Here is a 14,366-nt window from a genome sequence, read left to right as displayed (position 1 = left end):
TTTTCTAAATGTAAATATTCTTTCATTTCTTGTAAAGAATTTTATCTGCCGCGGATTGTTGTTATAGTTTTATCCCAGTCCCGCTTTCGTCTGAATAATCAGGAAAGAAAGGCGTCCTTATCCCACGTTTATCGTGAGAGAAGAACGCTTCCTGTTACCCGTAACCCATTTCGAATTTTGAGAATTATGGTTTCCCACGGCCCCTAAAATATCTTGCCTTTCGTCTCAGGCCCTAAAATCAATACTACAAAAGCGCCAAATAATAAAAGTCCCGAACTGCAAATGAACACTGCTTGAGGGCCATATGCACCCATAATGACGCCTAAAGCCATCGGGCCAAGAAAAGCTCCCACCCGCCCAATACCATAAGCGAAACCCGTTCCGGTTCCTCGGGCATGGGTAGGCCATAATTCCGGAATATAAACATTGTTAACCATTGTCATACCACATTGAAAAAACTGATAGATTAACCCTAAAATGATTACATAAGCGACCGTCATTGCTGAACCATAAGCATAGGCACTAAAGGCCATCGCCACAATTGTGACTATGGCAGACCACTTTCTTCCAATACGCTCCACTAAATAAGTAACCATCAAAAATGCCGGTACCCCGCCAAGAGCTATTAGGGATACAAAACCTATTGATTTAGTAACTGAAAAGCCTTTTGCTACCAGCAGGGCACTTAACCACATACTCAATCCATAATAGGCCGCCATGGTAGTGAACATTAATACCCCGCTCATAATTAAGCGTGGGGTGTAATACCTGGTCATTAGCTCACTTAAGCCCCTTTTCGCTTCTTTTTCAGCAGCGCTTTCATCAACAGCCTTTCTTCCGGACCAAGCCGAACTATCTATAGGAGGCAGCTCTCTGCCAATACTTTTTTGAACCTTTTCCTCTATTCCGCTGACTACCTGATCCGCTTCATCATATCTCCCCTTGGACTCCAGCCAACGTGCAGATTCGGGGAGATATTTCCCAATAACGATAAACCATAAAGCCGGCAAAGCTTCTACCAGGAATACCCCTTGCCAGTCAAACCTCGGCAGCAAGGAATAGGTTAGCAATCCTGCAGTTGCAATTCCCAGGGGAAGAAAGGCCTGGTAGAGAGAGAGATACTTCCCTCGTGAATGAGAGGGAACTAATTCGCTGAGCATAGTTATGCCGATCGGAACCTGAGCCCCTAACCCTATGCCAAGCAAAAACCGGAAAATCAACAAGCTATTGACGGACCAAGCAATACTTAACAATGCGCCGGCAGTTCCCCAAAAGGCCATGGCAGCAATAAGCATTTTCTTTCTCCCAAACTTATCGGATAAGCCTCCGGAGAAGATGGAACCAACAAACATTCCCGCAAAACTCATCGAAGCAGCTAATCCCATCATACTTGGCGGAAGGTCAAAATGTTTACCTAACACCGGCAGTAAATATCCCATACCGCCTAAGTCAATGGACTCTATAAACCAGGCTACAATCAATAAAAAGGTTAAAAAAACATGGTATGAAGAGCTTGGAAGCCGCTCTAAACGGCAGGATACCGGAACTCGTTCGTCAGTTAAGTCTGTCCTTAAATCGCTCATCTCTCTTTCCTCCTCATATTACTAATATCTCGCCGGAAATAGTGTCGGAAAAACTGAGCATTAATCACACCTCTCTTTTTGACTATTTTGAATTATTCAATTAATTGTTAGGATGCAAGTTCTATGCCATAGCCCCTAAACTTGACAAAACCCTTTAATTCAGCTTGTTCCGGCTTGTCCGAAGAAAAATAGTTCCTATTAATTTTTTTAAATTGTAAATATTCTTACATCTGTTGTAAAATATTTTACCACTCGCTTACTTTCCTCGCACCCATCAACTCTATACGCACATACCTAAAGGGCTGATCCTAAACAACTAAACTACAAGAGTTCTCACTCCACTTTGGCGGTGGAATGAGAACCCTTATGATTGCACTAACACTCTTAAACTCATTCAAATCTTATTTATAGTTTAACATTTTCGACAAGGTAGGCCTGCTAATGCCGAGCTTCAAAGCTAGTTCGCTGTTGCTTAGTTTGGCCTTGGCACTCATTCTGCGCACAATTTCGGAGTTCATTTCCGCTAAAGTGCTGATACATACGCTGATTTGATCTTCGGCGGCTTTATGGTCACCATTACCGGGAAAGGCGGTTTCCAAGAATTCCTCTTCCAATAATTCCATCACAATACCCGGTATACCTCTTTCATCATCAGCCAGCACTACGCATCTCTCCAAAAAATGCTCCAGCTGCCTGCTATTGCCTGGCCACTCCAGATTGGCAAGCTTCTTCAAAACAAACGACGGCAAACTATAGATTGATTTGCCATATTTATCAGAAAACTTCCGCAGGAAGAACGCGGCCTGACTGGGAATATCCTCTCTTCTCTCGCGCAGAGACGGTAAGGCTAACTTTAAGACGTTTAAACGGAAATATAAATCTTCTCTGAATAGTTTCTCACTGATTAAATCTTCCAAGTCTTCATTCGAAGCCGCAATTACTCGAACATCCACCGAAATTGTCCGATCACTTCCAATCCTGCGCACTTCCTTTTCCTGCAGCACCCTCAACAGGTTACCCTGTTGTTCCATTTTCATTTTCCCAATCTCATCTAAGAATAGAGTTCCTCCATTGGCCAATTCAAATAATCCAGGTTTTCCTCCTTTACTCGCACCGGTAAAAGACCCTTCTGTGTAACCGAAAAGCTCACTTTTAAATAAGCTGTCATCCAGAGAAGCACAGTTTACCGCTACAAATGGTCCTTTACGCCTCACACTATTCTCATTATGCATACTTTGAGCAAGCAGTTCCTTTCCCGTTCCACTCTCTCCCCGGATAAGCACGGTACAATCAGTGGCGGCATACTTTTTTGCCTTGGCAATAACGGCAGACATTTTGTTATTGACATGGATGATATCCTTAAAACAATATTTAGCAACTAATCCTCTGGCGGGGAATTCTTTTTTGACTTTGCTTTTCTCTCGGCTCTCAGCTTCTATAATAGCTTTAGCCCATCCCAGCGCATTTCTGAGGGTATTCTCTCCCGCTGAGACAGGAATGTAGTGCAAGCCTTTCTTGCTTACCAAAGATGAGATCTTTTCCCCCACACCCAGCACAACTTTATTGCCGTCCCGGCGGGCCTTGATAACTTGAAGCTCAAGTTCCTGCCAACTATTATAGACATACACCTTTACCTCCAGGCCAAGGACAGCGCTAAGCTTATCGATAACAGGCACATTCTCAGATCCCGCGAGTAATAGACCGACTTCTTTGCCCAACATTTTAGCTTGGTCCAACGCCAAGACTATATCGTACTCAGTTGGATGTACACTAACCAAATGTGCGGAAGGGAATTCTTGGCGTAAAAGCTCCAAAGTAGCGCCTCCACTGGCTATTACTCTGATGCGGTCAGGGTCTTGGGATAAGATCCCCTTAACCACGGCAACAGCGGCCTCAAATGAAGTTTCAACAACAGTCACCTGGACATTCAGCTCTTTACGGATTTTTTCAACGAGTTGAGTCACTTCTTTGTTAGGCGAAGTAAGGACTATCTCAGCAAGCATATACACCCCTCCATGACAATAGATTAAGTTTGATTAATTTTCCTTCGAATCTCCATGGCTCACTAAGTCTTTGGCCATCTTAGCTATTTCGCCCAAAGCCTGGGTCAGATTGATAACTTCAACCGCTTGATTCTCACTGACCAGCGCCAACTGATTAATGTACTCTATTAAACCGCTGATCGTGACATTCACTTCTGCAATATCCTTAGCTATACCTAAGGTGGATTGTTTTGTACCCTCAGATAACTTCCTGATCTCATCGGCCACAACTGCAAACCCTCTGCCATTCTCACCTGCCCTTGCAGCCTCGATGGAGGCATTTAGTCCCAGAATACTGGTTTGAGTGGATATTTTACGGATATCTTGGGATATCTGATTGATTTTTTCCAGTCCAAGCTGAGCAATTGAGGTCCCGCTCTCCATACTCCTAGCTGTGGCAGCAAGCTCCTGACTTGAGGCAGCGAGTTCCTCAGACACGGTATGGCTGCTTTTTACAAGCTCCAATAAATTTATACCAACTTTCTTCAGGGTGTCATACCGTTTATCGGATATTACCACGGTCATGGCGCCTACTAACTCGCCGCTATCCCATAATGGGTTGGCGATTGCTATATATGAGATGGCAAACTGGGATGCTTCTAACGGTACCCGGGCTACAAGTCTTCGCCTCTCTTTCATGCATCGATAAGTAACTGTTTTTTCGCTCGTAGGTTCATCTTTCTGTACGCCTAAATCTAAATTCTTATGATTGATCGCCAGTATAACCTTTTCGAGACCGGAGACAACAACCGTGATATCCTCAGCATAATAATCCTGCATCCATGGAGCCATGACTACTGCCTGTTCCAGATTCATTCTCTAGTCCTCCCCCAGCATTGAGCACTATAGCTTCCTTCGGTGATATGATTCTCTTGAAAGATTAATTAAGCAAGATTCATACCAAAAGTCTGAACCAAAACTATAAAATTACAGCAGGCCCTAATTAACCTAATTTACTGAAAATTAGGTTAATTAGGGCCTGCTCTCGTCCAGTTTCCGGTCGGCCTTTCTCATGGGTAAGTTGCATTAGATCAACATTTTAGTTGCATAATAGCTACATTGCATCAGTTATGCAACTAACCAGATATTGTTTCATAAAGGCTATAATTTATAGTTAAAGCTTGGGCCGAATATAAATCATTCGGCCCTTTAAGCACTCTAAAATACAAACTCTCTGGGGTCCAAGTGAACCTCGCGGCAAATCTCCTCGACAACTTGCTTCTCCACCGGAGCAAATTCTCCGTCAGCAAAACCTATTGCACAACACAATCGGACGACTAAGCGGGCAGCTTCAGGTTTACTCGCTAATTTGCCAATGGTCCTTAAAGCTTCAGCCTTGCCCAGCATATGATCACTTTGAATCCGCTGAATATAGTAATTAAAACGAGAATCTACTTCATTAATATTAATGCCGCGCATCTCCTGGCTAGTACGGAAATAATCTATGAGCTTCTGCCTTTCTGCCGGTTCGATAACTCCGTCTGCTAAAGCCACCAAAGCGCTGCCGGCAACCAAAGCTTCCGTCAGATCTTTCCCCATATATTTGTTCACGATATTGCGGGCATTTTCGGTTTGTCTTTGCAGCCATTCAGCAGTGTTCGCGTTGCTGCCTGAATTCCACCGTTCTTTGCAGCTCATGCAGACGAACTCCATATTTTTACTTCCAATAAACCCGGCTAAGAGCCCGACCGGACCTAATAAAACCCCCCCGATTGCAGCCTTGCCAAGACCAAACCCTTTCTTACCGGCTGTTACCTGATGCGAATGGCAGCGCGGGCAGACCATGCCCCCTTGATCCGGACGATACCCACCGCTCTGTCCAAAGGATTGGGAGTTATTATTCCCATACGAACTATTTTGAGCATGGGAATAGGAGCTATTCCGGGTGTTCCCGGAACCGCTGTAAGGCACCGGGGAGCTGACCGGTCCCGGACTGCCAAAGTTCGGATTTGCAGTATTTCCATAGCCCGTATTCATGGAATTATTGACACCCTGTGAGGATTGTTCTCCCTCAACTTCCAGGCCAAAATTACGGCATAGAGCAGCCAGGCCGCCTTGAAACCCGCTCCCAATGGCATTAAATTTCCACTCCCCGGCATGACGGTAAATTTCGGCAGCAACAATGGCTGTTTCCACAGAAAATTCCTGACCCAGTTCATATTTAAGAAGTAATTCATTGGTACTGGCATTAAGAATCCTCACGTAGGAGTTCTTTATATCTCCAAAACTTTGTCGCTTCATTTGAGCATCATTAATCGTAATCGTAAACGAAATTCTCTGGATATGCCCGGGAACCGCTGACAGGTTAATACGAATCTGCTCGTCATCCCCCTCGCCGGAACCTTTCTTATGATCCCCGCTGTGCTTGACTGAACCCTGACCTCCGGAAGGATTATTATAAAACACAAAATCGTTTTCATCCCTTACCTTGCCATCAGAGCCTACTAAAAAAGCCGAAGCATCCAAATCATAATCATAGTTACTGGCTGCCGGATTAGAAGCCCACCCCAACCCAACGATAATTTCCTTGAGATTAGGATTAGTTTTTGTAAGGTCTACTTTCTGCCCTTTACTAAGTCTTACTGCCATTATGTTTCCTGCCTTTCCTGCTCTATACTCTAGTATTAAAAACTTGCACTCAAATTTCTCTTTTAAAATAAGATTTACAAGACAATCCCTTCTTAATTAAGAGCATTTTACCATATCAAGCCAAGCACAAGCAAACACTCAAACTTGAGTATCCATTCTCTAAGATTCTCTTCCTTAATGCTCCTGAAGAAGTATTCATAGTAAACTAGCCCAGAAGAGCTAAGTTATCTCTCCCGGGCTAGCTTCTATTTCTACACTGAAAAACTCATCTTGAAAAGCACTTCCCAAAACTACCCTGAAAAATCTCACCGACCCGCAAGCAGGGCAGCTTCGTCCACAGAAGCGAACCCATTGCATGGAGAGGCGGTAAAAGCCCACAAGACGGTGCGGGGAAACGGAGCCACGGGTTCACATCAGGTACTACCCTGAGGTTTGGCGGAGTCCCGCACCGGCGAGTGGGCGAGCCTCGGAATGCTGCGGTGAGCGGATGTGGGCGAAGCTGCCCAACCCCGGATGCTCTCATTTTCATCCTCTGATGGTGCTGGACAGCGGCACAGGCGGCTACCCCGATATCGTCAGCCCTGGTATTATCTCAACAAAAATTACCCTGCTCCGTTCAATGCGGCCAAACCTTTTGAATCATAATAATCCCAACATAAGCGCAGCATTTGCTCACGCATCAACCTCAGAGCAGTAATTATCAATAAACTCCTGAGGCAGCTTTTTAATCAGCAAAACCGGTATTGCAGACTTGCTAAGCATGTTATGAGCTAAGCTCCCATAAATAAAACCTTTCAGACTAGTCAATCCCCTCGTGCCCATAATAATTAATTCAAAGTTCTTTTTAGTTGCATAATCAATGATTGCATCGGTTATATCAGGTATATTGTAGTTGGAGTATATCACCTGTCTATTGACATTGTGTCCTCTCATAGAAAAGATTTTATTAGTTTTTGTAAGAATACCCCGATCGGAATCCGGATCTTTCTCATCAACCAAATGCTCCACCCAGTCTGTGTTCGGATTAGAAGACCAAGTTTCCAACAAATTATAATCTCCTGTAATATTCCCCTGGACACTTTCCCGTATTTGCAAAACAGTCAATTGCATATTGGGCATATAAGAAAATAGGCTGGCAGCATATACCGTCGCAGAAAACGAATGCGGGGAACCATCCGTGTAAAGAAGTACCTTAAGAGATTTAGGGTCAATCATAACAAATTCCACCTTTTAAAGTTATAAAATTGATTATATCATGTTTATAAGGTTTAATCATTATGTCAGGCAGGTCATTACGCTGTACAGACATAAATCCTCCAATTAATCCTTCTATATAATATATAATTAAGAAATCATATATCCATGATTCTACATCTTATTTAGGAAAATATCCTATTTAGAAAACCACATGCCCTAATGAAATTCGAGGGCATGTGGTTTCAAAGTTTAATTAGCTGACCGGCCATTGTCAAATACTTAGTGCTTAATAAAAGCTTGGGGGAGCTTCTTTACCAACATCATCGGTATTGGTGAGTTATTGACTAAATAACCGAAAAGCAAAGCCTTCAAAGTATTAAGACCTCTTGTCCCCATAATAATTAAATTATAGGAGTTTTTTGCTGCATAATCATTGAGTGCCTCTATAGTGTCGGAAATACCGGAATTACAATATATCATAACATGACTAACATCCTCAGCTCTTTCTGAAAATACTTCGTTGGTTTTAGAAAGAATTTCATGATACTTGTCTTTAACAGAGGAATTAGAAGCGTTAGTAACTCTCTTCATCCAATCCGAATTCGCACGAATCGGCCAATAATATTCAGTACCTTTGGCATTACTTCTTGCCATGGCCCAATTGACTAAATCTTTTGTGTCGAGCCAGCTATATTCCGTAATCTTTGAATCCTCACAGCCCTCCTGTGCCTGTACTACAGTTAAATGCATATTAGGCATATTCCTTAATAAGGTTGCCGTATGAACAGCTGCATAAAAAGCCTGCTGTGAATCATCAAAGTAGAGGAGCACTTTGAACTTAGAATCATTCATAGCCAATACCCCTTTCCTAAAAAGATGCCCTAAGGTGCAATGAGGGTGACATTCTTTTTCGAAACTGATGTCTTATTAATCCAGATATGGAGCTTGTCTTTGTTCTCGATAATCTTTTCAGCTAATTTAGTACCGACATAACGATAATAATTCTCTCCGTCTTTCCTGCAGAAATAATTTTGCGTGTCAACGAAACTCGTACTTGCCCCAACCCGATGGAGTAAGGGAATTATATTTGTTTTGTTTATATCAAAGTTCTCGATTGATCTTTCAAATTCATCTCCTAAGATGGCATTACTCCAAGCCTTAGGGCCTTTTTCTGGCTTGATCTCATAGACACGTCTCAGAAATTCGTAAGCAAACGCCCCCAAAGAAAATAGGATCTTCGGTTTGTATTCAAAGGCAAGTTCCCTGAACAACTCAATTTCTTTGGCAACTTCGGGTCCCCACCAATTTAAAGTATTCGGAACTATTCTGGTATCAGTCACGGCATTCCTGAAATAAATATCGCTTGTTTCAATTCTAGTATGCATCTCTCTATATACTTTGTCTTGAATCTCATCTAAGATAGGTGTCCAATTATCATGACTAATAGGGTGTTTAGGATTCATTAATACCCAAATTGGATAACCTCTTTCCCCTGACTCTCTTATCATCATCTCTCAATCCCCTCATCACAGAGTAAATTTATATAAATAATGGGATATTTAAATGTCTTGCATACTGACCTAAAATATAGCCAGTCCCTTCATGCAAAGAATCAGCAATTATGAAGAAAACAGACAAGAATTATGAAACCTTTTGCTTCAACTAATGAAGCTCTTGCCCTACCACTAGTTGTTGCAAAAGGTTGAGTCCATAATATTCCCGGACTGGACTGGCAGAAAATAAGTGTCAATCATTTCCCCTTACAAAACGCCAACGCTGGAATTCCTAATTTTAAGCTGCCTTCTTCTTCGTTGCAACAACAATCCCCAGACCATCAAACAAATAGAAGAGCCCAAAGCCGTACCACATGGTGTAGATAAGGTAGAAGGAGAGCAGGAATGTTAGAGTAAGTTTATTCTCACTAACCTTCTTTATTTCAATTCCGTAGTAATTGTAAGCCGGCTCAACGGCCTTTTGCTGTACTTTAATCAGCTGAGCTTCTTCTCTAAACTGGGATTTATCTTTCAGTGCAGAGTCAATTTTCTTTAAGGAAGCGTTCCAGTTGTAGGTTGCTTCTTTGCCATCGTAACCATATTTTTTGGCCACTGATTCTTTATCATTGTGATACATGAAGTCGCTGTCAGCCACGGCAGCGCCGAGAATTTTGCCAAAATCTCCGTCGATGGTCAGCGAAGCTTCTTTAACAGTCACTTCGGCACCGGCTGTAGTGTACAATTTAGCCCATTTTTCCGCTTCAGCGGGTGATGATGCTTTAATAGTGAGATTAATATTTTTCCCTAATTCACCATCAGCAACCATTTGAGCGTCCTTAATGAAATAAGCTGAGCCCTTAGACAAGGAGTTAAACATATCATCGGCGAATTCCAGACCATTCCTGCCATTCCCGAAGTTCGGAGACATCATACCAATAAAGACTAGTACAAAACTGAAGAGCAATGTGAGACCAATACCTAACGTCTTTTTGTTTCGAACTACACTCATTGGGAAACACCTCCTTTGGTATCCTCAACATCATAGCCGGACTCAGCCCGCAGCTTTGGTATATTTGCGATAAAGGTACCTATAATCCAGAAGGCGAAAATGGACACTAGTCCAAAGAATAACCATACGCCTATCTTAGTGATTATGGCAGCCGTAGACGGCACAAGGGTAATATAGTTCATCTGCGCTAATTTTTCCGGCAGAGCAAAGAGTCTGTTGACAAAGCCCGCTAATATGGCTAAAGCATAAAAGGCCTTGATCTGTGTGCCCGGGACCACCTTGGTGGTGATAGCGCCTACTTGGATGCCAAATAAGGAACCCAGCAGCATACCCATAGCCAGGGTGTAGAATACATAACCATAGATGGCATACTGAGCAATAGAACCGTAACCGGCTGTAAAGATAATTTGTAAAATATCGGTTCCAACTGTAGTTCCTGTCGAAATCCCCAGCCCGTATACAAACATTGGGAAGGTAACAAAACCGCCGCCAACACCTAGTATAGAAGCCAAAAATCCAGTTACACTTCCACATATTGCTACAAAAATACCGGATATTCTTCTCCCGCCGGGAACAACATGCTCATCAAATTTAATCATAGGAGCCAAGTTAATGGATTGGAGTTTAGCGCCTAAAGCGGTCATCTCATCTGGTCCGCCATGAGCGTCGCCGCCTTTAGGTGATTTTTTTCTCATGCCAATATACTCACTCAAAGCGAAAAACCCGAGAAATCCAAGCAGAATAACGTAGACAGAACTAATTAATAAATCACTCATTACAGGGTTATAGTTAAACAATGCACGATTTATCATACCGCCGCCTGTAACCCCTAGTCCGGAACCGATTAGAAAGGCGATGGCCAGACCTGCATGAACGTTACCCATTTTCTTGTGCAGGGTGGTGCCCATGATGGCCTTAGCAAAGATGTGAAACATGTCGGTACCTACTGCCAAGATTCCTTTTACTCCCAGGCTCATGAGCGCAGGTGTGATTACAAAGCCCCCGCCCGCCCCAATACATCCTGTAATAAGACCTGCAACGACACCCACTGCTATGGAGCCATAAAAAGTAGTCGGTGAAAAAAAGGACGGTCCGAAGGCTGATTTGCCGCCGATAAAATCGGCCGCATGAGCCATGGCAGGAATGAGTAAGGGCAAGGCCATAATAAACAGTATTAAAAGTTGCTTACGGTTTTTTATAATGTTAAAAGATGTTTCAATCTCCCACTTAGCATGAGCCCGCGCTGCATACATAAAAGAGTTGTATAAACCTTTCATAGTCATATTTCCCTCCTCTACGATCTTAACGTTCAATCGAAGCTTGCAATTTTGGTTATTACCTCACTTTAACTGAAATATATGGTATAATAACTAGTGAAAAACCTTTTTTAGCGGCCTTTTATAGGCTGCCTTTTTTCTTGAAGAGGTACCAATACTTATAACCACTTAATGTGAATCCTCTTGTGATTATTGAACAAAATAGACCAGTTACTTTCTTCAGCGGTTACCAAGTTTAAACTAGTTAGGTCCTCCTCAATTATAATAGAGTACTTATCAACCCAAACTTGTTTCAACTAACTCTCCTTTCTTTTAGAATTTATTTTCACAAGTAAAGAGTAGCACTGCTTGAGAAATGTGTCTATAGAGTATCCATATCCCTATAATCACTCATTTCTATGGAGACCTTGTTGAAGTCATATTTTAATCATGAAATTGAGCTTATCACAAATAAATTCAAGTCATGTTACTCGCCGGACAATATTTTATTAATTAAAAAAACTAAAGGTATTGCCTGCATTGATGGCGATTTTCCGGCATAAATCCTCTGTCCAAATAATGCTTTCCTGACTGAAAAGCCTTGAAAAGTCAGCAAAGAGGGGTATTTTCATATGGTTTCTCTTACTACTTTCAAGTATGGACTAAGTAGAAGGAGAGTTTTTCATACTTAACTTTCTTAAATACAAAAAACAGATCGTAATAATCAATATATGCAATGAATAGTTTGTACAAATTTGTAAATAATATTTTAAATTGGAGAATACAAAAAAGAAGCGTCATCTGACACTTCTAATAATTCTAAATATTCAATTCTTTTATTGCAGCTATTAATTAGCCTGATTGTGATCTAATCCCTTAGCAGTCCCCATTCTGCTTATCAATTTCCAATAATCTTAAAGCTTGGCTTGGCTTTGATTTGTAACGTTCAAGAAAATCCTCAGAAACGTTCTTAACCTGTAATACCGGTATAGGCGACTTCTTTTGTAGGGTGTGAGCTAAACTCCCAAAAATCAGGCCTTTCAAAGTTCCAACGTCTCCTGCACCTATAACGATCAGATCAATCGATTTTTTTCTTGCATACTCAAGAAGAGCGTTTGCCGTATCAGGAATGTTCGGGTTACAATATATAACCTGGTGATGAATGTCTGCTTTTCGGGCAGATAATATATCCAGAATGATTTTCATACGCTCAGATTGGTGACTGACCGGCCAAGAATCTTGATTTATAGTCTCAGTGTTAGAGCCACGATTACTTTCTTTGATCGTTACCACAGCTAAAGACATATTTGGCATATTGGTCATTAGCATAGCTGTGTATGCGAGAGCAAAGGAAGCTGACCGTGACTCATCTGAATAAAGTAGTACGTTAAACTTGGCTCCATTCATCTTTAACACCCTGAAGACATTGTTAAGGCATTGCAGGAAAAGATATTGTAGTGATTAAAAACTATTGCCCCGCTGATCCATGTTTCTGAAATCACGTGTTCTTTCTTTTCCCTTGAATCTCCCTGGAGAGAGCAAGTTATTTTAATAATAAATTCTTCTTCTGAAGGGTTACCTTCTAACTCCCGAAACATGAGTGTGGCAATATCATTTGGTAAATCGTTTAATTCCTCCTGACTAAATGGCACATCCGGCCTGATATCCAAGGTAGCATATAAGGCTCGTTTGAACATGCCTTCCCGGATAACCGTACCCGCGCTTATGGTAAGAATAGCTACAGGCCGCCTGGCCCTCGCCCTATTATTATAGAGTTCAAACTTATAATTCCTCTCACCCTTAGGTGAAGAGATTGGTACAACTTTTAAAAAATTACCCCGAGTGTATCTTATCCCATAATCCAAGGACTCCTCTCTCATAGTTCCCCCTCCTTCAACATGGAGTTATCGTTAGTGCCAAGGATTTCCGTCCAGACTTTAAACCCGAACCTGAACCTCCTTGATTCGTATAACATAATTAAATTTCTTAGCGACCTTTCAGGCAGCTTTTTATTTTTACTGAGAATACTATCCGATTTCGTATGGGACGATAGATATGATCTAGCCTCCTTATTCGATTTTGTCTTAAAGTCTTACAACTTAAGACTACCATTGTATTTAAATCTCGTATATAGCAAAACAAAATGCTCTTAATCAATTTTAGTAATCGCACATTTAGAGGCTTCGAAATCAGGCAAACTATAAGCTATCTCATGAAAACCTGAGCAAGGGGTTACAAGCCTTGCAGCTAAGGAGAATATAACTGATATGGAAAATACAAGTGGATCCTTGGAATTACTGTTAGAATTTGAAAAAAAGTACTGCAGCTCTTCAAAACTTGCAAACTCTCAAATGATGTACTGGTATTACAAAGTTTTAGGAAATAAATCCTGGAAAGAAATGATTCCGGAAATTGATGAATGGGTTTATCACTATGAGCAATTTTTAGAAAACGGCGGAGATCCTTATCAGTTAAAACAAGCTGGAACATTTCTGGGACAGTACTTTTAGAATTTTTGTTGTAATAGTACTGTTTTTTTATTTAATCCATATCTTTAAACTATCCTTGTTTTGAATAATCCTTTCAGATAGTTTTGTGCCAACATAATAAAAATAGTGTTCGGCGTCACTGCGATTAAAGTGGTTTTGAGTCTCCATAAACTTATCATAGGGAACCATTCTTCGAAGCAAGGGGATCACATTGGTTTGGTTAATTTCAAAATTCCTGATTGATTGTTCAAATTCATCTCTTATAATTGGAGCACTCCAGTACTTAGGGCCTTTTTGTGGTTTGATCTCGAAAACACGCCGTAAAAATTCAAACGGAAATCCGCCAAAGGAAATCAAGATCTTGGGATGATATTCTTGAATTATCTTTCTAAACAATTTAATTTCTGCTTCTACTTCGTTTCCCCACCAATTCAATGAATTAGGAACGACTCCACAATCACTGACTACACTCCTAATATAAATATTTGTTGTATCAATTCTGGAGTGTATTTCTCTATAAACCTTATCCTGCATTTCATCTAAGACATGCCTCCAAATATCATTGACAACGGCAGGGTATTTGGGGTTTATTAACAGCCAGATGGGGTAGGCTTTATCTCCAGAATCCCTTTCAACTAAAGGGATATATTTATCGCGTGATAAGCCAGCCAACGAATCTCTCCTTTCTTAAGTTTTGATCTACATTTC

General features: G+C 41.4%; 13 protein-coding genes. 1 reads left to right on the top strand and 12 read right to left on the bottom strand.

Translation table 11 applies throughout. The features are described from left to right. Positions 1–203 precede the first annotated feature (203 nt). The 11 genes from DESYODRAFT_RS08445 to DESYODRAFT_RS08395 form a co-directional block, all read right to left on the bottom strand. Positions 204–1,583: an MFS transporter gene (locus tag DESYODRAFT_RS08445; RefSeq protein ID WP_007781798.1), complete on the bottom strand. Its 1,380-nt coding sequence runs from the start codon at positions 1,581–1,583 to the stop codon at positions 204–206. Between the two features lie 401 nt (positions 1,584–1,984). Next, the gene (locus DESYODRAFT_RS08440) at positions 1,985–3,586 is read right to left on the bottom strand and encodes a sigma-54-dependent Fis family transcriptional regulator (RefSeq protein WP_007781796.1); all 1,602 of its coding nucleotides are present in this window, start codon (positions 3,584–3,586) and stop codon (positions 1,985–1,987) included. A gap of 33 nt (positions 3,587–3,619) precedes the next feature. Then, positions 3,620–4,441 (bottom strand): methyl-accepting chemotaxis protein, encoded by an 822-nt coding sequence (locus DESYODRAFT_RS29510; protein ID WP_007781793.1) that lies wholly within the window; start codon positions 4,439–4,441, stop codon positions 3,620–3,622. Between the two features lie 342 nt (positions 4,442–4,783). Continuing rightward, entirely contained in the window at positions 4,784–6,214 is a 1,431-nt protein-coding gene (locus DESYODRAFT_RS29915; RefSeq protein WP_007781790.1) for a TerD family protein, read from the bottom strand. A 672-nt stretch (positions 6,215–6,886) separates the two neighbouring features. Continuing rightward, entirely contained in the window at positions 6,887–7,429 is a 543-nt protein-coding gene (locus DESYODRAFT_RS08425; protein ID WP_007781788.1) for a universal stress protein, read from the bottom strand. Between the two features lie 261 nt (positions 7,430–7,690). After that, the gene (locus tag DESYODRAFT_RS08420) at positions 7,691–8,263 is read right to left on the bottom strand and encodes a universal stress protein (RefSeq protein WP_007781786.1); all 573 of its coding nucleotides are present in this window, start codon (positions 8,261–8,263) and stop codon (positions 7,691–7,693) included. A gap of 29 nt (positions 8,264–8,292) precedes the next feature. Continuing rightward, a complete protein-coding gene (locus tag DESYODRAFT_RS08415; RefSeq protein ID WP_007781785.1) occupies positions 8,293–8,922 on the bottom strand; it encodes a hypothetical protein in 630 nt (209 codons plus the stop codon). A 280-nt stretch (positions 8,923–9,202) separates the two neighbouring features. Further along, positions 9,203–9,913: a hypothetical protein gene (locus DESYODRAFT_RS08410; RefSeq protein WP_007781783.1), complete on the bottom strand. Its 711-nt coding sequence runs from the start codon at positions 9,911–9,913 to the stop codon at positions 9,203–9,205. Next, the gene (locus DESYODRAFT_RS08405) at positions 9,910–11,190 is read right to left on the bottom strand and encodes a sulfite exporter TauE/SafE family protein (RefSeq protein ID WP_042338360.1); all 1,281 of its coding nucleotides are present in this window, start codon (positions 11,188–11,190) and stop codon (positions 9,910–9,912) included. The genes DESYODRAFT_RS08410 and DESYODRAFT_RS08405 overlap by 4 nt, the downstream gene beginning before the upstream one ends. Before the next feature lie 855 nt (positions 11,191–12,045). Continuing rightward, positions 12,046–12,576, bottom strand: a complete 531-nt coding sequence (locus tag DESYODRAFT_RS08400; protein WP_007781779.1) for a universal stress protein — start codon at positions 12,574–12,576, stop codon at positions 12,046–12,048. Positions 12,577–12,578: 2 nt separating this feature from the next. Next, on the bottom strand, positions 12,579–13,049 hold the full coding sequence (locus DESYODRAFT_RS08395) for a hypothetical protein (RefSeq protein WP_007781776.1): 471 nt from the start codon (positions 13,047–13,049) through the stop codon (positions 12,579–12,581). A 387-nt stretch (positions 13,050–13,436) separates the two neighbouring features. On the opposite strand from DESYODRAFT_RS08395, the gene DESYODRAFT_RS08390 reads away from it, so the two are divergent. Further along, entirely contained in the window at positions 13,437–13,679 is a 243-nt protein-coding gene (locus tag DESYODRAFT_RS08390; protein WP_007781774.1) for a hypothetical protein, read from the top strand. 27 nt (positions 13,680–13,706) lie between these two features. On the opposite strand, the gene DESYODRAFT_RS08385 is transcribed toward DESYODRAFT_RS08390, so the two are convergent. Beyond that, entirely contained in the window at positions 13,707–14,330 is a 624-nt protein-coding gene (locus DESYODRAFT_RS08385; protein ID WP_007781773.1) for a hypothetical protein, read from the bottom strand. Positions 14,331–14,366 lie beyond the last annotated feature (36 nt).

The organism is Desulfosporosinus youngiae DSM 17734 (genome assembly GCF_000244895.1).
In the GTDB taxonomy this organism is placed as follows: Bacteria; Bacillota; Desulfitobacteriia; order Desulfitobacteriales; family Desulfitobacteriaceae; genus Desulfosporosinus; species Desulfosporosinus youngiae.
This window is presented reverse-complemented; position numbering and strand designations above follow the sequence as displayed.